The organism is Anaerocolumna sp. MB42-C2 (genome assembly GCF_030913705.1).
Lineage (GTDB): Bacteria > Bacillota > Clostridia > Lachnospirales > Lachnospiraceae > Anaerocolumna.
Map to the genome: position 1 here is coordinate 5,353,752 of NZ_CP133190.1, position 20,636 is coordinate 5,374,387.

The window sequence follows — 20,636 nt, forward strand, 5'->3', positions numbered from 1 at the left end:
AAAGCATGGGTGCCAGTAGAAAGAAAATATAAACTAAGAAAGGTCGCCGCAATGAGATCCTATCACTCTTATTTGCGGTAATATCGCAGAGAGGCCTGCGATATGCAATGGGGATAGAATATGTTAGAATTTATAATCCTTGGTTTCCTAATGTGCGGAGATACAAGTGGATATGATTTGAAACAGTGGATGACAAAATCTACTTCGTATTTTTTTGACGCAAGCTTCGGAAGTATCTATCCGGCATTAAAGAGATTAGAGGATAAGAAATTGGTTATTTTTAATGAGTCAGTACAGGGTAATAAATACAAAAAAATCTATCAGATTACAAAAAGCGGAAAAGAAACTTTTATGAAGTGGATTGAGGAACCGATTACTTTCGAGAAATCAAGGCAGGATCACCTGGTGAAGATATTTTTCTATGAATTTCTGTCTAAAGATAAGGCGATTGCTAATCTCAGAGCGCTTATTGAAGCAATCGAACCCGTTGTCAAGAACTTAAACAGTCAGAAGGAAGAAGCAGCTGGACAATACGACCTCTACCAGTTCTACTATCGGTATGCAACAATGGATTACGGCATCAATTATTATCACTTTGTCATAAACTGGTGCCGTGATATGATTAAAAAACTTGAAACTGATCCTGAAACAGACCGAAGCCAGCGCTTCAAAATAAAATAAAAGGGGACTTAATTATGAAAATATTAACTATTTTGGGGAGCCCAAAGGAAAACGGCAAAACTGCCAAAGCTCTGAAACTTTTTGAAGAAAATATTCTTTCTCAGGGAAATGAGGTGGAAAGCATTCATATAAAGGATTATAACATTAACGGCTGCCAGGGGTGTTACGCATGTATGGGTAAAAAAAATGAACCCGGTTGTGTTCAAAAGGATGATGCAGCCTCCCTTTTTGATAAGATGGCTGCTGCTAAAGTCATAGTGTTAGCTTCTCCGCTGTATTCCTTTGATTTGACAGCTCAGTTAAAACCTTTCGTGGACAGATGTTTTTGCCTTACCAACACCACTATCTTAAACGGAAAACGTATGGCACTTCTAATTACTTGCGCCGGACCGGTTGAGAATAACACGGACCTTGTTCAGGAATTTTTCCGCAGGGCATTTGATGGTAAGAATGGAGGTATGTTTCATACGGAAATAGCAGGGAAGTATGTAGTACCGTTCAGTGATGCTCCGGATTTTATGGACCGGGCGAAACAAACGGCTGATATCATGTCGGCTGAAATCAGATAGAAAGGAGCAGAGAAATGAGGCAAAAAATACGTAAAGGTTTACTTGCCTATACAGCTATATTATTTCCGCTTTTATTCTTCTTCCTTTCACCCTTTATCATTGTAATGTCAGCAGCAAACGGTGTTATCAATGGAAGTGCAGTTATGTTTGGACTGCTGTTATTGATTTCTTTGTTCGGCAGCCGCCTTTTCTGCGGATGGCTGTGTCCGGGTGGTGCAATACAGGATCAGGTAATTAATGCGAATAACAGATCATGGAACAGTAAGTGGAAAAATGCATCCAAATATATAATTTGGATTGTCTGGCTTTCTTTCATAGTTTTTTTGTGGATTCACAACTCACCTCTTCAACTAGATTTTTTCTATTTGTCGGGTATTAATTTATTTATTGTTATCATATATTTTGTCGTTACAACAATCATCTATGTAATTGCTCTTATAACCGGTAAAAGAGGTATGTGCCACAGTATCTGCTGGATGGCGCCATTTATGGTAATCGGTGAAAAGCTTGCAGATTTGCTACATATACCAAGATTCAGGTTAAAGGCAGATAGCAAGACTTGTGTTTCCTGCGGAAAATGCAGTAAAAACTGCCCTATGAGCCTAAATGTTCTTGAAATGGTGACCTCGGGACAAATGGATTCGTACGAATGTATTTCGTGTCTGGAATGTGTGGATGGCTGTCCTAAAAAAGTTATAACTTGTGGAATTCAACGTAAATAACTGACAAAATAAAAGAGCTGTTGCAAAGTTCAGAAGCTGTTTTACTTAGGTGAGATATAGTAAATGTCACAGACATAACTATATTTCAGACTAAAGTTCAATAGAACTGATATTTTGTAACAGCTTTTTGTATGTTATAAAAGATTAACCTATATTAAAGACGAATCTTATTCATTTTTGTTCCGGTAAGTAACAGGGGAGCATAACATAAAGTTTTTAAATACCTTTGAGAAATAGCTCGGAGTATTAAAACCGGATAAACTGCTGATTTCTGTTACAGACATATTGGTATTTATCAGGTATTTGGCTGCTATCGATACTCGGTGTTTTAACAGATAGACGGTGGGAGACATGCCGATACTTCTTTCGAAACAGCGGAAACATTCTCGTTCACTGATATTAGCTGCATCTGCGATCTGCTGCAGGTTAATCTGATCGGAATAGTTATTATGAATAAAATCCAACATTTTTTTAATACGTTCGGTATCGTGGTTTTCTTTTAAATAGTGCCTTGTTATATCTGACTGCAGATTTTTAACCAGGTAATACCAGGCTTTCGAAAGGTGATCACGTACCAGAATTTCATAGCCGAAATCATCCTCGGTATAAATTGTATATGCTTTCAGAATGCATAAAATAATATTGTTCTGCCATTCAGTTCCCGGACTTAAATGTACAAAGCTTAAGGATTGGCAGGTAAGCAAGGGATTTACATATCTTTGCTCAAAAATACTATCCTGTGGCCCGGAGATAATTTTTGAATGAAAAACAATAGTAATCAAATGACAGCCTTCCTTTCCAACAATCCGCATGGAATGAAGAATATTTGTATTGATAAAAATACCTTCTCCTTTTCTTAAAGTAATTCCGGTTTCTCCAAAATTTACATACATCATTCCGCTATGTACTACAACCAATTCGATCTCTTCATGCCAGTGCCAGGGAATATCACCGGTAATGTATTTTGTAATATCTGAAAAATAAACTGCACATGGGAACAGGGGTGTTCCTCTTGTAATCAATTCACGGCGGTTTTTATCTACGATCACTTCAGTAATCTGCATAATGAACTGTGCTCCTTTTTTTGCATAATTTTTAATTATTAAATTCCTATTATGTTTCTTGTGGCGGAATAGTTATAATTTATGGCAATATTATTGTTGTTTTACAAGATATACGTCATTATAATTATAGTAATTCTATAAAACCATGTCAAGAAATTACAGAGGTGTGCCGGTGAGGCATGTTTCTGTCTTATAATAGAAACTGACACAAAGCAGGTATTTACAGGAGTTGATTAATATGAAAGGTGTTATTTTTAAGTTTAATCATGTTCTGTTCCGGGATTTTGACAGACAGAAAAGAGCATGGAGGTTATTTGCCCTGGCGGAGTTTTATAAGTATATTTCAGACACGGAATTTGACCAATATGTATATGGGCAAAGCTATAAATCAGTTATGGAATATTTGGCAGGTTATCCCCTGACAAACCAGGAAGTTAAGGAATATGCGCTAAAACAGGAGATTGTGTATCAGATTTTATGGAGGAAAGCGAAAGAAGACTTGACGCTGACCTGCGGTGCGGAATTCCTTTTAAATGAATTAAAAGAAAGGAAGATTCCTCGTTTACTTATAATGGAATCACAAAGAGCCAATCTTGATTTTTATATTGAAAACTATGGAATCAATAAGTGGTTTACCAAAGAAAGTATTCTCTGTGTGGATAATATCGTTCCAGGCAGGACAGGTTCGGATTTTTATGTACATATACTGCAGGAAATGAACCTGACCGGCAAAAATTATCTTGTATTTGAAGATTCTACCTCAGGAGTAAATGCTGCCAAACAGGCAGAAATAGGAAGAGTCGTGGCAATTGTACCTTACAAGGAACATCATATTTATGAAAGTTTACATGAGGTAGATGATGTGATAGAAAATTTTCATGAATTTAACCGATTTTTGTTAAGTGAGTAAATAGCTGTATTTGGTTAGAAAACAATTGGTATATAACAGGAGTAAAAGCACAGATTATTATTACTGAACTATATTTTGGTGGCAAAGATTAAAACAAAACTAATTTTTGAAATAAGAATGTAAGTTTTGATTGTAATATTTATGTAATTATATTTATAATAGTAACTGCAGGCTTTATATTAGTAAGTATTATTATTAAAATAATTCAGGAGGTATTTGTATGCATTACATACCAGAGGGGTATTCCAGTAAAACTACGCTCCGGGAAACCGAAATAGCAATCAAACTTATTAAAGATTATTTTGAAAACAGTTTGGCGAAAAAGTTAAACTTAATCAGAGTTTCAGCACCTTTATTTGTATTGCCTGAAACCGGATTAAATGACAATTTGAACGGTGTTGAGCGGCCGGTTTCCTTTACCGGAATCGGTACACAAAACAGAAAATGTGAGGTAGTTCAATCACTGGCAAAGTGGAAGAGAATGGCGTTAAAAAGATATAAATTTGATGCCGGCGAAGGTTTGTATACCGATATGAATGCAATCAGATGTGATGAGATATTGGATAATATCCATTCAATCTATGTTGATCAGTGGGATTGGGAAAAAGTCATCATAAAAGAGGAACGAACCATCGAAACGTTAAAAAATACGGTTAATAAAATTTATGAAGTATTTTTAGAAACCGAAAAATTCGTGGACAGCAAATTTGCTTTATTTGAAGCCAAGTTGCCGAAAGAGATAACATTTATTACAAGTCAGGAGCTTGCCGATTTATACCCGGAGCTTTCCGCAAAGGACAGGGAGACTACTTTTGTGAGAGAAAAGAAAGCAATATTTATAATGAAAATAGGCGGTGAACTAATAAGCGGTGAAAGGCATGACGGACGCGCACCGGACTATGACGATTGGAACTTAAACGGTGATTTGATTTTATATCACAATCTTTTGGACATCGCATTCGAGGTTTCCTCAATGGGAATCAGAGTTGATGCCCAAGCTATGGATCGACAGCTGACAGAAGTAAATGCAAACGATAGAAGAGAATTACCGTATCACCAGGATATTTTGAATAATCGTTTACCATTTACCATCGGAGGTGGAATTGGGCAGTCCAGAATCTGTATGTATTTCATGGATAAGGTACATATTGGTGAAGTACAAGCTTCCGTATGGGAAGAGGATATGTTAGAGTACATGAATGAAAAAGGCGTTGTAATTTTATAAAGATTAACGGCCGGGTAAATAGTGAAGACTGTGTAACTAAATTTTAATGAGCCTTAATGATATAAACTTTTTATTAGCTTATATCATTAAGGCTCATTTTATATCTATATTTTTTCTTCTGTTTTTCGTCCGATAATTTAAGTCGAGTTGCGTTTAATCAAACTGGTTGGTAAAATTACTTTCTTCGGAAGAAGATTATCCCCGTTCATTCTGGCAAGGAGCAGGTCCACCGCAACCATACCGATTTCTTTCGTGGGAACATCAAAGGTCGTCAGCGGCGGATTGGAATATTTGGAGACTTCAATGTTGGAAAGTCCAATTATGGCTATATCGTCAGGAACGGATATGCAATTATCATACAAACAGCTTAAAGCAGCCATAGCCATCAGATCACTGCCGGCAAAAAATGCAGTTGGGTAATTATTTGTCTGGATTAAATAATTCATTTTTTCGATACAGATATCTTCATCCCAGCAGCAGTCTATAACCCATTCGGGTTTAACGGACAGACCGGCCGTAAGTAATGTAGAATAATAACCTTTATAACGTTCACTATCTTTAAGATTTTTGGTTGGGCCGCCGCCTCCGATATAACCGATATTTTTGTGGCCTTGTTCAATCAGATGCTGTACGGCCATACATGCAACATGATAATGATCATATCCCACATTATCTATATCATTACGTTTTGTATCAATCCCTACAATATAAGGTACCTGGTTTTTTATAAATTCATAACTTTCACTACTAAGAGGAACCATTAAGATAAGTCCGGTTACGGGTTCGCTGAAGGTAGTAAATAATTTCTGTTTGTCCTCAAGTTCATGTCCTGTTTTAACAAAAGATATTTCATAACCTTTCTCGATCAGTCTGGTTTCAATTCCGTTTAATATGGACATAAAATAAGGGTCGTTGTATTTCTTTTCAGTAACACTTAAAACACATCCAATCTTAATCTCGCTTTTTAGTGATATATTATCTACTTTTTTCGATTTTATCTTTGCTGTCGAGCTGGTTTTGTAATTCAATTTAGTTACAGCCTGCCATACTTTCTCTCGGGTCTCATCTTTCATCTTATAAGTAGAATCGTTATTAAGTACTCTTGACACAGTAGCGGTTGACACCTGCGCTAATTTCGCCACATCGCGAATTGTACTCATTATATATTCCCCTTTCAGTGGTAAACAAACATTTTTGTTACGTAAAATTTACGCTAATGAATGTAATAATATCTAGATACTAGATTATATTATATTGAACAGATTGTCAATATTTAAAACATTATATTGTACCATTGTAGTTCAGTAGTTAATTATATCATTGCAAAAGCAATACTTTGATGTAAAAATTTAATAAATTAATTAGAAAAAATTGTTTACAACTTTGTAGTCAGGTGATATAATCACATCATATAATTTACTAAACAAACGTAACAAATAACGTAACAAAATGTAAAGAGGACACGAATGAAGACAGTTCAATGTAAACACTGCGGTACGAGGATAGGTAATGATGAAATCGCTCTGAATATCAAGATATTCGGAAAGCAGGTCGGAATGATAAGATGTTATGACTGCCTTGCGAATTTTCTAGACTGTAACAGTGATAAATTAAGAAATATGGCTCTGTTTTATAAGAATACAGGATGTTCTGTTTTTCTAATGAAATATACCGATGAAGGAGTGTCAAATGAGTAACCAAATTATTGTATACCCTGAAATAAGCAAAACCTTAATTACCAACCCCGGTATAGGATTTATAGCTGCCCCCGGCCTTATGGGAGAATTAGACACAGTAGAAGATAATAAAGGAAATGAAGTACATAAATATAAATTTACAAAGGACAGTAAAACATGGAATCATCCGGATAGTAAGGTATATTATTGCGGAGTTCGCTGGAAAGATATGGAGCCGGTAAAAGGGCAATATAGGTGGGAGATCTTAGAGGAAAAATTGGACTATGCCAAATCCCTGGGGTGTACTGCGGTTGTCCGCTGTTCACCTTATGCTTTAAGTGAAGAGGAAGATATACCGGATTGGTACCGGAGGGAATACCAGGAAGAGCCGGAGTTTCCATTCTGGAGGGTAGATCCTGTTACCACCCCTTATGTGAAGTATTGGTCAGCATTTATCAGAGAATTTGCAGGTCATTTTGACGGTCATCCTGTGATCAGTTCAGTTGATATGGCCATCGTAGGTGCCTGGGGGGAAGGCGGAGGAACGGAATTTATAGAGGAAGATGCCATAAGACAAATCACTGATGTTTACATAGATAATTTTAAGATAACGCCGCTACAGGCTCTGCTCCATGATCCGAAGTCTTTAAGGATTATAAGGGAACGGAATGAAACTGTAGGTTTTCGGGTGGATTGTCTGGGAGATATGGGAGGATTTCATGGGGATGAATGGTCGCATATGCTGGATTTCTACCCTCAGAACATCCAGAACTTTAATATGGGTAATGCCTGGAAGAGGGCGCCGGTTGTTTTTGAAGCCTGCTGGCATATGAACGACTGGTATCAGCAAGGCTGGGATATAGATTATATTATTGATGAGTCTTTAAAATGGCATATATCCTCATATAACAGTAAAGGTACAACCGTTCCTTATGAATGGAAAGACAGTGTGAAACGATGGCTTATGAGAATGGGTTACCGCTTTGAAATAAGAAAATTTACATACGAATCAAAAGTAAAAAAGGGGCAGAAACTGCCGGTTGGTATCTTAGCGGCTAATGTAGGAGTTGCGCCGATTTATCAAAGTTATCCGCTGGTTATAAGGCTTAGGAATAATAATGTTATTTATTCCTTTAAACTGCAGGAAGATATCAGAGGGTGGCTGCCTGATATGGATATCCTGTGCAAGGAGGAAATCAAACTGCCAAAGAATTTACCAAGCGGGGAATATATAATAGAAGTTGGAATTGAAACAGGAATAAAAGAAATAGGAAACATTAAATTGGCTATTACAAAAGAAGAAGATGGTTATTATCCTATGGGTATCATATCAATTGAATAACTGATGGTTTCTCAGTTGACAGAAATCTATCGAATAAGAGGAGGTTTAATAGAATGAAGCTGTTATTTAAAGAATGTATCAAGCATTGCGGGTTTGATAATTTACCGGAGGGCATCGAAGAGTTCTATGATATGTATGAGGAAGATAACAGAGAATATCTGATAGAACGAAGCTTCTTAAATCATCTGTTTGAAAAATATCATCTGCCGCGGGAGAAACAGGATTTAATACTTAAGGCCTGCCAGGTGGTAGAAGAGGATACGATCCTTTTTAACTTTACTAAATTTCTCGTCTGGGATATGTGCAGTGCCAGAAACCGGTGTGATGTTGATAATTACAAGATTATGTCACCTGCCTGTATGGTAAGGTACAAAGAACTCTACTCGTTCCTGTTACTTCTCTCCTGTGTAAAACCGGCCATGAAATTGTTGAACGACAGAGGGGTTCCGGTCGAATATTATGAAGATATTCCTTACCGTCCTATGGAGAACCAGTTTAAGAAGCTAATAGATAGCGGAGATACAACGGTCAGTGATTTCCCCTGGGATATGAATTTTTATACCTGTGCCATATTTTTAATGGACCGGTTCCTGTTTATACCCTGCAGATTTGAAGACAATTTCACTATGTACCGGAATGTTAAGACCAAGAAAGTAATTGCCCTTCGGTTTGCCGGAGAAGAATTCAGAAGAGACGGACAATTAAATGGGATTAATGAAGTCTATGACGAGTATGGTAAATTCACTTCCGAATGGGAAGAAGGGGAGAATTCCATAACAGCGAATCCCATCAGCCCCATGGGATATGTTAAAAATAAGAAAATAACTCTTAATAAGAATGAATGGAAATCAGAATTACAACAGGGAGATATTCTGCTGGCATTGCATGTACCCTCCGGTCCCGGTTATAATACAGCCCGTTTAAAAAATTCCATGCAGCTGGCCTTGGAATTCTATGATAAATATTTTCCGGAGCTTGCCATTAAAGGTTTCTGGAGCGAAAGTTGGCTTTATGACTCCAGGTTATCTCTGGTTCTAGACAATGACAAAAGTAATATTATCAGGGTTCAGAGGCAATTTTACCTGTATCCGATTAAAGAGGGTGATTCTATGCTGCGTTATGAAGTATTCGGAGACTGGAAAGCCGACCCCAATAAGGTGGAATTAAAAACGACCCTGCAAAAGGCTGCCCGCGATTATATGAAAACAGGCAGAAGATTTAATACTCTAAGTATGGTGGTGCTTCGGGAAGATATGAATAAGGTGGGAAGTGACACGTATCTTACCCGGGAAGATATTGAAGAGTATAGAAGTACTGTAGATAGCCACCTGAATTAGAAAGGATTACTATGGGCAAATATTCATTAGAAAATTATGAAATATACAAAACAAAAAAAATAAGGCCTGTTTTATTAAGTACTCCACAAGATAATTACGGCAGAGGGCAGATAAATTATATAACCTGTTCCTGGGCGGAATTGGAACCACACAGGGGGTGTTACAGATTCGCTGCCCTATTAGAGGAGGTCTTGGTAACTTTTAATCCGGTACTGATATTAAAACCGGATTATCCTGATTGGGTAAAGGATTATCAGGAGGAGTGTTTTACCAGGTTTATTCGACGAGCAGGCAGCTATTTTGAGAAAAATAATAGTTCGCTTATCGGAACTGTTATAACCACCATAAATAATAAAATTGTTGAATGGGATGCATACCTGGAGGGATTTCGTAACTTTACGTTATTTGCTGACTTACACAACTATGAGCTGATCAGCTTTCTGAAAAACAGAAAACAGGAATTTGGTATAAGGATTTCTTGCAGTGAAGATAACTGGATTAAGTGCTGCGAGGATCTGGCTGGACAATTTTTACAGAATCACTGGGAGAGAAAACCGGTGCTGCTGCATGTTTTAGATGAGACCTTAGGACAAGAGACGCAGAGGCAGGCTCTGCAATGGCATGCCGGATTCTCCAATAAAAAACTAAATCTGGGATTTCATATAGCTTTGAGAAGGTTAACTTATACAGAGAAAGTATCAAGCGGTGGTGTTCTGCCGGCACGTTTCTGGTTTGTTAATACCGGAAGTTCACCATGTTACAGCGATTTAAAGATAAAACTGAAACTGATCAGAGAAGATGAAATACATCTAATTAATGTTTCGAGTGCACCGTCAGACTGGCCTGTGGGAGATATTATTCAGAATGAAATAATACAACTGCCGTCTCTTGAAGAGGGAAACTATTCCTTATCGGTGGGAATTTTTCATAAAAATGATCTTCCGGTTTCTATGGGGATTGATGGGAAACAAAACGATGGGTTTTACAAAATGGGTGATATCAGGATTGATTATGTAAACAGGGATAACTTAAAAAATGTCTGGGAGAATTATTATCCAGAGGGTTATTATCCGCTGGAAGATCCCAAGAGACCGGAAGTACAGTAGTTTACTATAACTTATTAATCTCAAATAATTGCAGATTTGCAGATTTCATTTTTCAACGAATGTATTATTGGTTATAGTTTTATTGATTCCAAAACATAATCGAAAGATTCTATAACCCTCAATATATATATTACATACTGGAGGTATCTGATATGAAAATAGCACTAGTGGGTGCGGGGCAAAGAGGGATGACATATGCAACCTATGTTTATCAATCAAAAAAAGCTGAAATTGCTGCCGTAGTAGAACCTGATGAAATCAGAAGAAAGGCGGCGGCAGATTTATTCAAAATTCCGACTAAGATGCAATTTGCTTCCGTAGACGAGTTTTATCAGGCAGGGAAAGCAGCAGATGCAGTCATTATAGCGTCAATGGATCGGGATCATTACAGTCAGACAATGGCCGCCTTGGATATGGGGTATGATATTCTTTTAGAAAAACCGATCTCTCCTGATCCCAGGGAGACACTGGATATTAAAGAGAAGGCAAATAAGTTGAATCTTAATGTAGTTGTTTGTCATGTATTAAGGTATACGAACTTCTTCTCTACGATCAAAAATATCATTGACAGCAACGAGTTAGGTAAAGTAATTTCAATCCAGCATAATGAGAACATAGGTAATTTCCATATGGCACATTCTTTTGTAAGAGGTAATTGGAGAAACAGCACTTTGTCCAGTCCTTTGATTATGCAGAAGTCCTGTCATGATATGGATATATTAACCTGGCTTACAGACAGTGAAGCTAAGCGTATTTCTTCTTTTGGGAGTTTAAAATACTTTAAGGAAGAAAATGCGCCTGCAAACAGTTCAGACCGGTGTTATAATTGTCAGGCTGCCGCAGATTGCAGATTTGATGCCAGAAAAGCATATTTACCTGCAGCAGGGGACTGGCCGGCCACATTATTATCCCAGGACCAAAGTGAGAAAGGGCTTCTAAAAGCAATCGAGAAAGGGCCTTATGGAAGATGTGTATACCGTTGTGACAATGATGTCTGCGATAATCAGGTTGTTTTAATCGAATTTAAAAATGGGGTTACCGTAAGTTTTAATTTAAGCGGTTTTACGAATAAAATGTGCCGGACCATTAAGGTTATGTGTGAAAACGGTGAAATCCGAGGTGATGACAGTAAGAACATTATTGAGATAACCCGGTTTGGCTCCAATGCGGTGAATCAATACGAACAGAAAGTAATTCATCCGGGAATCGTAGAGGGCGCTCACGGCGGCGGTGATATAGGTTTAATGAATGATTTTATAAAGCTGCTGAATAAGAGAGAAAGTGTTAGCAAATCGTCCATTAATCAATCCGTTGAGAGTCATATCATGGCCTATGCGGCGGAAGAATCCAGAATCAGCGGAAAAGTTATTGATATTGATGAGTTGAAACAAAATCTGATGTTGGAAGACAGTTCATATAACAAAAGCGTGGTGAGATAGATGAAATCAAAAAAGGATGTAATGATTTCCCCGAAAAAGAAAAATGTTTTTTTTAGGGAAATGAAGGAAAACAGAATTTTATATTTAATGTGTGTACCGGCATTATTGGTTTTGATTCTTTTCTGCTATATACCTTTTGCGGGAGTTTGGATGGCTTTTACGGATTTTAATGTGGTGGACGGAATCTTTGGAAGTCCATTTGTGGGGTTTGACAATTTTAAGTATTTTTTTGCGAAAAACAGTATGGGTTGGAAAGTTACGTATAATACGTTATTTATTAATTTCTTCGGCATTATTCTGGGATTAATTGTTCCAATCAGTATTGCTGTTTTTTTAAATGAAATCCGCAGCAAAATCTTTAAAAAATTAACGCAAAGTATGATGTTTTTTCCCTATTTTTTATCCTGGGTCGTTGTAGGAGCCATCATCTACGGTTTTTTTTCAACGGATGTAGGAGTAGTAAATCATATGCTTTCTTATTTTGGTGTAAAACCAATCAGCTGGTATTCCAAACCCCAGTATTGGAAAGCAATAATTATTTTTGCTAACGTATGGAAATGGAGCGGATATAATTCCATCATCTATATGGCGGCAATGGCCAATTTTGACCACTCCCTTTTTGAAGCCGCAAAAGCTGATGGTGCCAATAAACTGCAATGTATAATCAATCTCACAATTCCTATGTTAAAACCTACAGCTGTTGTTTTGACCCTAATGAGTATTGGTCGTATTTTTTATGGTGATTTCGGCATGATCTACGGTATCATTGGCAATAATCCTGTGCTGATTGACGAAGTAACTGTTATTGATACCTATGTTTATCAATCCATGCGTACCTTAGGTTTTTCCTATTCCACTGCGATTGGGTTATTCCAGTCCGTTATGGGACTGATATTAGTAACCATTGCAAATAAGGTTTCCAAGAAAATAAATGATGGGGAGGGATTGTTTTAATGTTAAAGAAAAAATCATTCAGCGACAGGTGTATCCTTTTAATTGCATACTGTTTTATTGGATTTTTTGGGCTTGTTTGTCTGTATCCGTTAATTCTTACCTTAAGTGCATCCCTTTCCTCCGAAAGAGATATTGTAAGATATGGTTATTCCCTGCTGCCTAAAAATTTAACCTTTGATACGTATAAATATATGTTTTTAAACAGCGGAAAACAGATTTTAAAATCCTATGGAATAACAATTCTTATTACAGTGGCAGGCACTGTCGGAGCGATGATAATTACCAGTATGATGGCGTTTGCTATCTCTATTAAGACCCTGAAATACCGTAATGTAATAGCTTTTATTGCTAATTTTACAATCGTTTTTTCTGCCGGTCTGATTCCGTGGTATGTAGTATGTGTAAATTATTATGGTTTAAAAAATAATATTCTGGCATTGATTCTTCCCTCTATCTTCAGTGTATGGAATATGTTTTTAATGCGTACTTATTTCTCAAGCATTTCTCCCTCTCTATATGAGGCAGCCAAAATCGACGGTGCGAATTATTTTACGATTTATTGCAAAATCGCAATACCATTAAGCAAAACCGCCGTATTGACCGTTGGATTAATGTATGCCCTGCAATATTGGAATGACTGGTGGAATGCCCTGATTTTCATTAATGATAAAGATTTATTCCCCTTACAATATTACTTATACACAATATTATCTAATGTTAATGCAATTAGTTCCGGGCGAATTCCGGCCGGTGCTTCCGCCGGTATTACGTTACCGACGGAAACCGTTAAAATGGCAGTTACGGTAATAACCATCGGACCGATTATTTTCTTATATCCATTGGTACAAAAGCATTTTGTACAGGGAATCATGACCGGTGCCGTGAAAGAATAAGAATAATTTATTGATGTGAAAGCTGTATAGGCTAAACATAGATAGAAAAAAGGAGGATATATAATGAAAAAGCTGAAAAAATTGGCTCTTATGGTCTTAGTGCTGTCGTTAGTCGGTATGATAAGCGGGTGCAGCGGCAAAAAAGGAGACAAATCAGAGACGGTAACCATTCTCTATCCGGGAGATGAGAGTGAGAGAATGGCAGAATTCATGGATAATGAGTTTGCAGAAAAAATGGCAGCAGACCTTAATTTAAGGGTTAAAATGATCTATGTGCCATGGGACCAGTATTGGGAGCAGAAGGATATTATGTTGGCTGCAAATGAACCGGTTGATCTCTATTGGGATGGACTGCCAAGTCTTTCTACTATGGTGAATAAAAAACAGACCATGGTCTTAAATGATCTGATTGATAAGTATGGCCAGGATATGCTGAAAGTGCTTCCAAAAGAACACCTGGAGGGTGCAACAATCAATGGAGAAATATACGGAATTCCATCCGCCTACGCACCATCTTCCGCCATGTACCAGTTAGTATGTGTCCGCCAGGATATTATGGATGCGGTTGGTATGACTAATTTAAATACTGCAGATGACTTAAAAGAATTTGCTAAGAAAACCAGTGAGAAATTCCCGGATTTAAAAGGTCCGGCGGATATCATCTTCAAACCGCTGACAAGATATTTCCAGGATGAACAATTAACCTGGATCGCAGTTGAAGATCTTGTAGTATATGGAGAAGATTCCAACAAGGTATACAGTTATTATGAGACCGATGCCTTTAAAAAGGTTGCACAGTTTAATCGTGAAATGTATCTGGACGGATATTATTCCGATGATTTAACAATAAAATATAATGAACGTGATTCCCGTATGCAAACCGGGCAATATACCTGGGTAGAGGGTTCTTTAGGAAAAGAAAATGAGATCATTGATACGGTAAAAGCCAATGCTCCGGATGCAAGTTTAAAGAGCTATCTTTTAGCAGAAGAAAAACCCCGTTACATTACCGCAACCGGAGGAGAAGTTTTATGTATTCCTCAGACAGCTCCCAATCCAGAGGGAGCGATGAAATTCATTAACTGGTTATATTCTTCGAAAGAAAATTATCTATTTGCATTATACGGCGTGGAAGGCAAGGATTATGAAATCGCTGATGGCAGAATTAACAAACTGTCACAAAATGATTTCTTCTATGAATGGATGTTCAGAAACCAGAATTATCAGATGTTTGCCCCCGGCATCGATCAGTCTTATATAGACATATATAATAGCTGGGATGATAATGCGGTACGTTCTAAAACATTAGGTTTTAATTTTAATAATGAAAAAGTTAAAGATGTTGAAACAGCTATTAAAGAAGTAGGACTCAAAGATTTTGCAGCAATTCGCTCCGGTTTTGTGGATTTTGATACGGAATATCCAAAAGCAGTTCAGAAGTTAAAAGAAGCCGGGATTGATGAATATGTTGCTGAGGTACAACGTCAGTTTGACGAGTTCCTTGCTTCAAAAGGAAAGTAAGTGATTGTAAGGCCGCCTATTTGTGTAATTTAGTAGATTAGTAGTAATAAATTACACAGCGGGCGGCCTTTTTGTGAAAGGATACAAATGACAAGGAAAGAATATTGTGCTAAAATTGAAGAAATAGTTAAAGTGATTGCTGATCAGGAATGGAGGCAAATATGGCAATTCTAGTAACCGGCGCCGCCGGGTATATCGGAAGTCATACCTGTGTTGAATTATTAAATTCAGGATATGAAGTAGTTGTTGCAGATAATTTAAGTAATTCCAGCGAAGAATCCCTAAAGCGGGTTGAGAAAATTACCGGTAAAAAGGTTAAGTTTTATAAGGTCGATCTATTGGATCAATACAGGCTTATAGAACTATTTGAAAAGGAAAGTATTGATTCCGTCATACATTTTGCAGGGTTAAAAGCGGTGGGAGAATCGGTAATGAAACCTCTTGAGTATTACCATAATAATATAACAGGAACATTGATTTTATGTGATGTAATGCGCCGGTTTGGAGTTAAAAAAATCGTATTCAGTTCCTCAGCTACGGTTTATGGTGACCCCGCTACGGTACCTATTAAAGAAGACTTTCCTCTGTCAGCGACCAATCCATACGGAAGAACGAAACTGATGTTAGAAGAAATCTTCCGTGATATTTATAATGCGGATCATAGTTTAAGCATAATTATGCTTCGCTATTTTAATCCGATCGGTGCTCATGAAAGTGGGTTAATCGGGGAAGATCCCAATGGAATTCCGAATAATCTGGTTCCTTATATTACGCAGGTTGCAGCAGGAAAATTAAAAGAGCTCGGAGTATTTGGAGATGATTATGATACTCCTGACGGAAGCGGTGTCAGGGACTATATCCATGTGGTTGACTTAGCAATCGGCCATGTAAAAGCGATAGAAAAATTAAATAATTCATCCGGTATATATATATATAACCTGGGCACAGGGATGGGGTACAGTGTATTAGATATGGTAAAAGCATTTTCAAAAGTATGCGGGATGAATATACCGTACGTAATTAAACCGCGCCGTCCGGGAGATATAGCTGCCTGTTATGCAGATGCCTCTTTAGCCGAAAAAGAACTGGGCTGGATTGCACAAAGAGGTATAAAAGAGATGTGTGAAGATGCCTGGCGCTGGCAGAAAAATAATCCAAACGGCTATCGATAATTACAGTTAAATAAACTGTACAAATTGGCGGAACCATAATTTATAATAGATTTATACCGTGCGAACATAATAGAAAAGAGTTGATAACATATATATCAGGTAGAAACGATACAAAGAATTGAAGAGATCAATCATTGTCCAAAATTTCAGATTGATCACCATCTATGGGAGAAAGAGTATAAACCGGTTTCTTTCGGACAGATGGCAGTATTGGCTGGATATGGGATTATAGTCTTTATGACAGCTATGGAAGTGAATCCGTTATGCAGATTTAATCAAAAGGATGATCCGGTATATAAAGACAGTGCATTGGAAGCTTTTCTGAATTTTGATTTAAAAAATCCGGACAAAGGATATCTTAATTTCGAAATGAACGCGAATGGAGCGATGCTTAGTGAATTTGGCATGTATCATAATCGGAAAAAAATTAAAGATTTGATTTCGGAGTCAGCAGTCTGTGAAGCTGCGGTTAATGAAACTAATTGGCAGGTTCTCCTTAAAATACCCATGGAATTAATAAATAATTTGTATCAAAGAGGACCGCTCAAAAGCGGAGAGATATTTTCCTGTAATTTTTATAAAATAAGTCAGGATCCTGCCATGGAACATTATGCAAGTTATGCTCCGGTTATGAGTAAAGTGCCTAATTTTCATCTGCCGGAGTATTTTGAAAAAGCAGTTATTCTATGATAAATAACTGGTAAAATCAGTAATTATAATATATTAAGTAATCTTTGTAATATCAGGGCTGCCGCAAGATTCATCGAGTATAACTTGTAAAGTGCAAGTTATAGGAACCGAAAGAAACTTCAGCAGCCCCTTTTGTTCTAAAAATTCAATTTTTATATGTATAATAGTAATTTTTACTAATAATTATTTTGAAAATTGAACGAAATTACTAAAAATTATAATCTATTTAGTTAATCATCATAAAAATAGTCCGGTATTTTGGTAAAAAGGGAAAAATATCGAATAATGTCAAATTAATGATGGAATAGTAGTTTTGTTTGTTATAAAATATATAAAACAACCAAAGATAAATTACAAAAATTATACATATGTAATAATATTTTTCCTTGGAACTGTAATATTTCCACTACAAACGTAAGAAAGGAAGTCGATTTATGGCAGGAATTAAAGTTGTTATTGTAGATGATTCATCATTTTCCATAGCTGTTATAAGAGGTATTTTGGAGGAAAACGGATTTGAGGTTGTTGGAGAGGCCGGCACCTTGGAGGAAGTTAAGGAAGTTGTAAGGGAGAAAAAACCTTCTTTAGTAACAATGGACATCACTTTACCCGGTACGGACGGTCTTGAGTGTACTCGGGCTATCCATGAAATTGATAAAGATATTAAAGTAATTGTAATCAGTTCAATGATGGATGATGAAATCGTAAAAGAAGCAAAAGATAATAAGGTTTCCGCTTATATTCAGAAACCTGTAGACGCTGAGGAGCTTATCACAGCGGTTAACAGAGTTTTGGCATCGGATGAATTATATCAATATCTGGAAGAAGAGAATTTTACGGTTTTTAAAGAAGCTTTAATGGATGGAGTCAATAAAATGACAAAAACGCTCCTCACCTTTAAAGACGAATATGTATGTGAACAGGAGTATATTTCCAATGGTATGACTATTATTATAGGAATAATCGGAAAATTTTCAGGAAGTGTACTTCTGGACTTATCCAAAGAAACTGCAGCTAATTTAGCAGCAGCCGTATTAAGAAAAGAATCTTCGGGCAGTGATGAGACGATAGCAGTGATGGGAGAATTTGCCAATATTATAGCCGGTAATGCTTGCTCCATTTTAAACAAAAAAAATAAAGCCTTAGGGTTACGTGTTGCCCCTCCATCAATACTCCATGGAGAAAGTGTATGTATATCAGTTCCTGATTTTAATACAAAAACTGCGGTATCTGAATCAAAATATGGTGAAATATTGCTTAATGTTGGTTTTAAGAGGGGTGAGGATAAATGGATGTAAAACTTGTAAATCCTTTTATGGAAGCTTTTACGGCTATTATGCCCCAGCTCGGTTTTAATGATATCCGAAAAGGTGAGTTAAGTGTAAAAACTCAGGAAATAAATTGCTCAGGAGTTGTTGTTATAGTAGGTATCGTTGGTGTAGTGAAAGGAAATGTCGTTTATTCTATAGATTCTGAAAATGCAATAAAAATAGCGTCAACCATGATGATGGGAATGTCAATATCCAAATTAGATGAAATGTCAAAAAGTGCATTGTCCGAGTTGGCTAATATGTTAACAGCTAATGCGGCAACCTGTTTTTCAACTATAGGGATGCAGATTGATATTTCGACACCAACGCTCTTATACGGTGAAAACATAGAAGTTAAGATGAGCTCAAGCCAGGTGCTTTGCGTCAGGCTTTTAGCGGATGAAATTCCCATAGATATAAATATTGCATTTGAGAAATAGAATGACAGGAATGATTAAAGACTGATAGGGGCTATTGCAGAATAATAATTTGCGATAGTCCTTATTTCTGGTTATTGTGTTACAAGAGAGTACTTTGGAATTTTTGATGAAATTATATAACCCGAATAACGAAACTATGTAGAAAATAATACTGGATTTCTATTTACCTTTGATTTATAATTGGTCAAGCTGTATTATCATGTTTAAAAAGACGGAAATAAATTTCAGGGTCTGCAAAGGGTAGAATAAGCTTTATCAAATAGGAAGAAGGCAGGTTAGAATAAGTTGCTATGACAAAAAAGAATAATGAGTCAGTTGGGAAAGTTACAAAAGAGCAAAAAGAAGATAGGAAGAATATAGCTTTATCCAAAGAGAATAGTAAGGAAGATGCAGAAGTTTTAAAAGATCAGAATTATCAGAAATTAGTTAGTCTGATGAAAAGTATCCGGTGTATGCCGGGCAGTAATTCCAAAATCGACATGTACCGGCAGGTGGCGGATAAATTCACCGAGTTCTCCGGTTATTGTGATGCGGATGAGTATAGTGAGGATTGCAGGAGATTAGCAAAAAAGACGGAAGAAGAAATTAAGAAGTCGATTTATGAAAATGCACATAACAGAAAGAAAAATGCCAAACAAACATTAGATTATAAAATAGCTGCCGATGAATTCAGGGAAATTAGCGGATATCTGGATTCAGACGATATGATTCTGGAATGTGAACAATTAACCCAAAGCGCAGAGACCAGGAAATCCAGGAAAAAGCTGGCGGGTTATGGAGCGGCAGTACTATTGATTCTTGCCTTTCTAGTCGGGATAAATACTTCCCATGCTAAATATTATTTAGCAAACACATTTATGTATACACACTCTTATAAGATGGCAATAAATCTGTATACGAAGCTGGGTCCCTATAAAGACTGCGATAATAGGCTGATAGAGAGCCAATATCAGAATGGTCTAATAGCAGAGTCGGATGGGAATTATGAAAATGCAAGATATGCATATGCGGCAGCAGGAGATTATAAAGACAGTGAAGAACGGAAAGTTAATATGGAAAAACTGTTAGTAAAAAACAGCGGGGTTGGCAAATTTGTTACTATCGGTAATTGTAAGTGGGAAGTTTTAGATATCCGGAATGACCAGGTCTTATTACTTAAGAAAACAGCTCTGCGGGAGATGGCTTATAATGATAATGCCGTAGATGTTACCTGGGAAAGCTCAAGTATCCGCAAGTGGCTTAATTCTGACTTTCTAAACGAAACTTTCTCGGAGTTGGAACAGAAGAATATGGTTGTTTCTGATGTGATAAACAACGATAACGAAGTGTACGGTACGGATGGCGGAAATGATACCAAAGATTATGTTTTCCTATTAAGTATAGAGGAAGCGGATAAATATAAATCTTTATTTCCGGTTTTCAAAAATAACGGCTGGCTTCGTTCGCCGGGATATAATCAAGGCAGTGCAGCGTTTATTTCTGTAAGCGGTAACATCATGGATTATGGTTATGCTGCGACAGCCGAAAACGAGTTTACAGTACGTCCGGCTTATTGGTTTAATCTAAAATAGAGTTTGGTAAGGAG

The 20,636-nt window shown here is 36.9% G+C and carries 20 protein-coding genes; 18 read left to right on the plus strand and 2 right to left on the minus strand.

Going from position 1 to position 20,636, the window contains the following annotated elements; all coding sequences use genetic code 11:
* Positions 1–120: 120 nt before the first annotated feature.
* The 3 genes from RBU59_RS23630 to RBU59_RS23640 are packed head-to-tail and all read left to right on the plus strand — an operon-like array spanning position 121 to position 1,972.
* Complete coding sequence (locus RBU59_RS23630) at positions 121–681, plus strand: PadR family transcriptional regulator (RefSeq protein WP_308144928.1); 561 nt, start codon at positions 121–123, stop codon at positions 679–681.
* 14 nt (positions 682–695) lie between these two features.
* Positions 696–1,250, plus strand: coding sequence for a flavodoxin family protein (locus RBU59_RS23635; RefSeq protein WP_308144929.1), 555 nt, complete (start codon positions 696–698; stop codon positions 1,248–1,250).
* Between the two features lie 14 nt (positions 1,251–1,264).
* Positions 1,265–1,972, plus strand: coding sequence for a 4Fe-4S binding protein (locus RBU59_RS23640; protein ID WP_308144930.1), 708 nt, complete (start codon positions 1,265–1,267; stop codon positions 1,970–1,972).
* Between the two features lie 167 nt (positions 1,973–2,139).
* Here the strand turns inward: RBU59_RS23640 and RBU59_RS23645 are convergent, their stop codons facing one another.
* Positions 2,140–3,036, minus strand: coding sequence for an AraC family transcriptional regulator (locus RBU59_RS23645; protein ID WP_308144931.1), 897 nt, complete (start codon positions 3,034–3,036; stop codon positions 2,140–2,142).
* A gap of 238 nt (positions 3,037–3,274) precedes the next feature.
* Here RBU59_RS23645 and RBU59_RS23650 point away from each other — a divergent pair, with 238 nt between their 5' ends.
* Positions 3,275–3,946, plus strand: coding sequence for an HAD family hydrolase (locus RBU59_RS23650; RefSeq protein WP_308144932.1), 672 nt, complete (start codon positions 3,275–3,277; stop codon positions 3,944–3,946).
* A 220-nt stretch (positions 3,947–4,166) separates the two neighbouring features.
* Entirely contained in the window at positions 4,167–5,171 is a 1,005-nt protein-coding gene (gene asnA / locus RBU59_RS23655; RefSeq protein WP_308144933.1) for an aspartate--ammonia ligase, read from the plus strand.
* A gap of 137 nt (positions 5,172–5,308) precedes the next feature.
* Here the strand turns inward: asnA and RBU59_RS23660 are convergent, their stop codons facing one another.
* Positions 5,309–6,331, minus strand: coding sequence for a LacI family DNA-binding transcriptional regulator (locus RBU59_RS23660; RefSeq protein ID WP_308144934.1), 1,023 nt, complete (start codon positions 6,329–6,331; stop codon positions 5,309–5,311).
* A 306-nt stretch (positions 6,332–6,637) separates the two neighbouring features.
* On the opposite strand from RBU59_RS23660, the gene RBU59_RS23665 reads away from it, so the two are divergent.
* From RBU59_RS23665 to RBU59_RS23725, 13 genes are all read left to right on the plus strand, one after another.
* Positions 6,638–6,868 carry a hypothetical protein gene (locus RBU59_RS23665; RefSeq protein WP_308144935.1) on the plus strand — a complete coding sequence of 77 codons (231 nt, stop codon included), beginning with the start codon at positions 6,638–6,640 and terminating at the stop codon, positions 6,866–6,868.
* Positions 6,861–8,189, plus strand: a complete 1,329-nt coding sequence (locus tag RBU59_RS23670; RefSeq protein WP_308144936.1) for a DUF4832 domain-containing protein — start codon at positions 6,861–6,863, stop codon at positions 8,187–8,189. The genes RBU59_RS23665 and RBU59_RS23670 overlap by 8 nt, the downstream gene beginning before the upstream one ends.
* A 53-nt stretch (positions 8,190–8,242) precedes the next feature.
* Positions 8,243–9,526: an acyltransferase domain-containing protein gene (locus RBU59_RS23675; RefSeq protein ID WP_308144937.1), complete on the plus strand. Its 1,284-nt coding sequence runs from the start codon at positions 8,243–8,245 to the stop codon at positions 9,524–9,526.
* 11 nt (positions 9,527–9,537) lie between these two features.
* Positions 9,538–10,632: a DUF4832 domain-containing protein gene (locus RBU59_RS23680; RefSeq protein ID WP_308144938.1), complete on the plus strand. Its 1,095-nt coding sequence runs from the start codon at positions 9,538–9,540 to the stop codon at positions 10,630–10,632.
* Between the two features lie 152 nt (positions 10,633–10,784).
* Positions 10,785–12,071 carry a Gfo/Idh/MocA family protein gene (locus tag RBU59_RS23685; RefSeq protein WP_308144939.1) on the plus strand — a complete coding sequence of 429 codons (1,287 nt, stop codon included), beginning with the start codon at positions 10,785–10,787 and terminating at the stop codon, positions 12,069–12,071.
* Entirely contained in the window at positions 12,072–13,025 is a 954-nt protein-coding gene (locus tag RBU59_RS23690; RefSeq protein WP_308144940.1) for an ABC transporter permease, read from the plus strand.
* Positions 13,025–13,918 carry a carbohydrate ABC transporter permease gene (locus RBU59_RS23695; protein WP_308144941.1) on the plus strand — a complete coding sequence of 298 codons (894 nt, stop codon included), beginning with the start codon at positions 13,025–13,027 and terminating at the stop codon, positions 13,916–13,918. The genes RBU59_RS23690 and RBU59_RS23695 overlap by 1 nt, the downstream gene beginning before the upstream one ends.
* A 63-nt stretch (positions 13,919–13,981) precedes the next feature.
* Complete coding sequence (locus tag RBU59_RS23700; protein WP_308144942.1) at positions 13,982–15,439, plus strand: ABC transporter substrate-binding protein; 1,458 nt, start codon at positions 13,982–13,984, stop codon at positions 15,437–15,439.
* Positions 15,440–15,600: 161 nt separating this feature from the next.
* Complete coding sequence (galE, locus tag RBU59_RS23705; RefSeq protein ID WP_308144943.1) at positions 15,601–16,611, plus strand: UDP-glucose 4-epimerase GalE; 1,011 nt, start codon at positions 15,601–15,603, stop codon at positions 16,609–16,611.
* Between the two features lie 126 nt (positions 16,612–16,737).
* Positions 16,738–17,301 (plus strand): carbohydrate-binding family 9-like protein, encoded by a 564-nt coding sequence (locus RBU59_RS23710; RefSeq protein WP_308148631.1) that lies wholly within the window; start codon positions 16,738–16,740, stop codon positions 17,299–17,301.
* Between the two features lie 434 nt (positions 17,302–17,735).
* Entirely contained in the window at positions 17,736–18,599 is an 864-nt protein-coding gene (locus tag RBU59_RS23715; protein ID WP_308144944.1) for a response regulator, read from the plus strand.
* Positions 18,590–19,051 carry a chemotaxis protein CheX gene (locus RBU59_RS23720; protein WP_308144945.1) on the plus strand — a complete coding sequence of 154 codons (462 nt, stop codon included), beginning with the start codon at positions 18,590–18,592 and terminating at the stop codon, positions 19,049–19,051. Before RBU59_RS23715 ends, RBU59_RS23720 begins: the two co-directional genes overlap by 10 nt.
* A 290-nt stretch (positions 19,052–19,341) precedes the next feature.
* Positions 19,342–20,622 (plus strand): DUF6273 domain-containing protein, encoded by a 1,281-nt coding sequence (locus RBU59_RS23725; protein WP_308144946.1) that lies wholly within the window; start codon positions 19,342–19,344, stop codon positions 20,620–20,622.
* Positions 20,623–20,636: the final 14 nt, after the last annotated feature.

Coding starts and splice junctions, on each gene's coding strand:
- RBU59_RS23680 (WP_308144938.1), top strand. CDS start 9,538: ATGGGCAAATATTCATTAGAAAATTATGAAATATACAAAACAAAAAAA.
- RBU59_RS23630 (WP_308144928.1), top strand. CDS start 121: ATGTTAGAATTTATAATCCTTGGTTTCCTAATGTGCGGAGATACAAGT.
- RBU59_RS23695 (WP_308144941.1), top strand. CDS start 13,025: ATGTTAAAGAAAAAATCATTCAGCGACAGGTGTATCCTTTTAATTGCA.
- RBU59_RS23700 (WP_308144942.1), top strand. CDS start 13,982: ATGAAAAAGCTGAAAAAATTGGCTCTTATGGTCTTAGTGCTGTCGTTA.
- RBU59_RS23640 (WP_308144930.1), top strand. CDS start 1,265: ATGAGGCAAAAAATACGTAAAGGTTTACTTGCCTATACAGCTATATTA.
- RBU59_RS23635 (WP_308144929.1), top strand. CDS start 696: ATGAAAATATTAACTATTTTGGGGAGCCCAAAGGAAAACGGCAAAACT.
- RBU59_RS23645 (WP_308144931.1), bottom strand. CDS start 3,036: ATGCAGATTACTGAAGTGATCGTAGATAAAAACCGCCGTGAATTGATT.
- RBU59_RS23670 (WP_308144936.1), top strand. CDS start 6,861: ATGAGTAACCAAATTATTGTATACCCTGAAATAAGCAAAACCTTAATT.
- RBU59_RS23650 (WP_308144932.1), top strand. CDS start 3,275: ATGAAAGGTGTTATTTTTAAGTTTAATCATGTTCTGTTCCGGGATTTT.
- RBU59_RS23665 (WP_308144935.1), top strand. CDS start 6,638: ATGAAGACAGTTCAATGTAAACACTGCGGTACGAGGATAGGTAATGAT.
- RBU59_RS23690 (WP_308144940.1), top strand. CDS start 12,072: ATGAAATCAAAAAAGGATGTAATGATTTCCCCGAAAAAGAAAAATGTT.
- galE (WP_308144943.1), top strand. CDS start 15,601: ATGGCAATTCTAGTAACCGGCGCCGCCGGGTATATCGGAAGTCATACC.
- RBU59_RS23660 (WP_308144934.1), bottom strand. CDS start 6,331: ATGAGTACAATTCGCGATGTGGCGAAATTAGCGCAGGTGTCAACCGCT.
- RBU59_RS23675 (WP_308144937.1), top strand. CDS start 8,243: ATGAAGCTGTTATTTAAAGAATGTATCAAGCATTGCGGGTTTGATAAT.
- RBU59_RS23715 (WP_308144944.1), top strand. CDS start 17,736: ATGGCAGGAATTAAAGTTGTTATTGTAGATGATTCATCATTTTCCATA.
- RBU59_RS23725 (WP_308144946.1), top strand. CDS start 19,342: ATGACAAAAAAGAATAATGAGTCAGTTGGGAAAGTTACAAAAGAGCAA.
- asnA (WP_308144933.1), top strand. CDS start 4,167: ATGCATTACATACCAGAGGGGTATTCCAGTAAAACTACGCTCCGGGAA.
- RBU59_RS23685 (WP_308144939.1), top strand. CDS start 10,785: ATGAAAATAGCACTAGTGGGTGCGGGGCAAAGAGGGATGACATATGCA.
- RBU59_RS23720 (WP_308144945.1), top strand. CDS start 18,590: ATGGATGTAAAACTTGTAAATCCTTTTATGGAAGCTTTTACGGCTATT.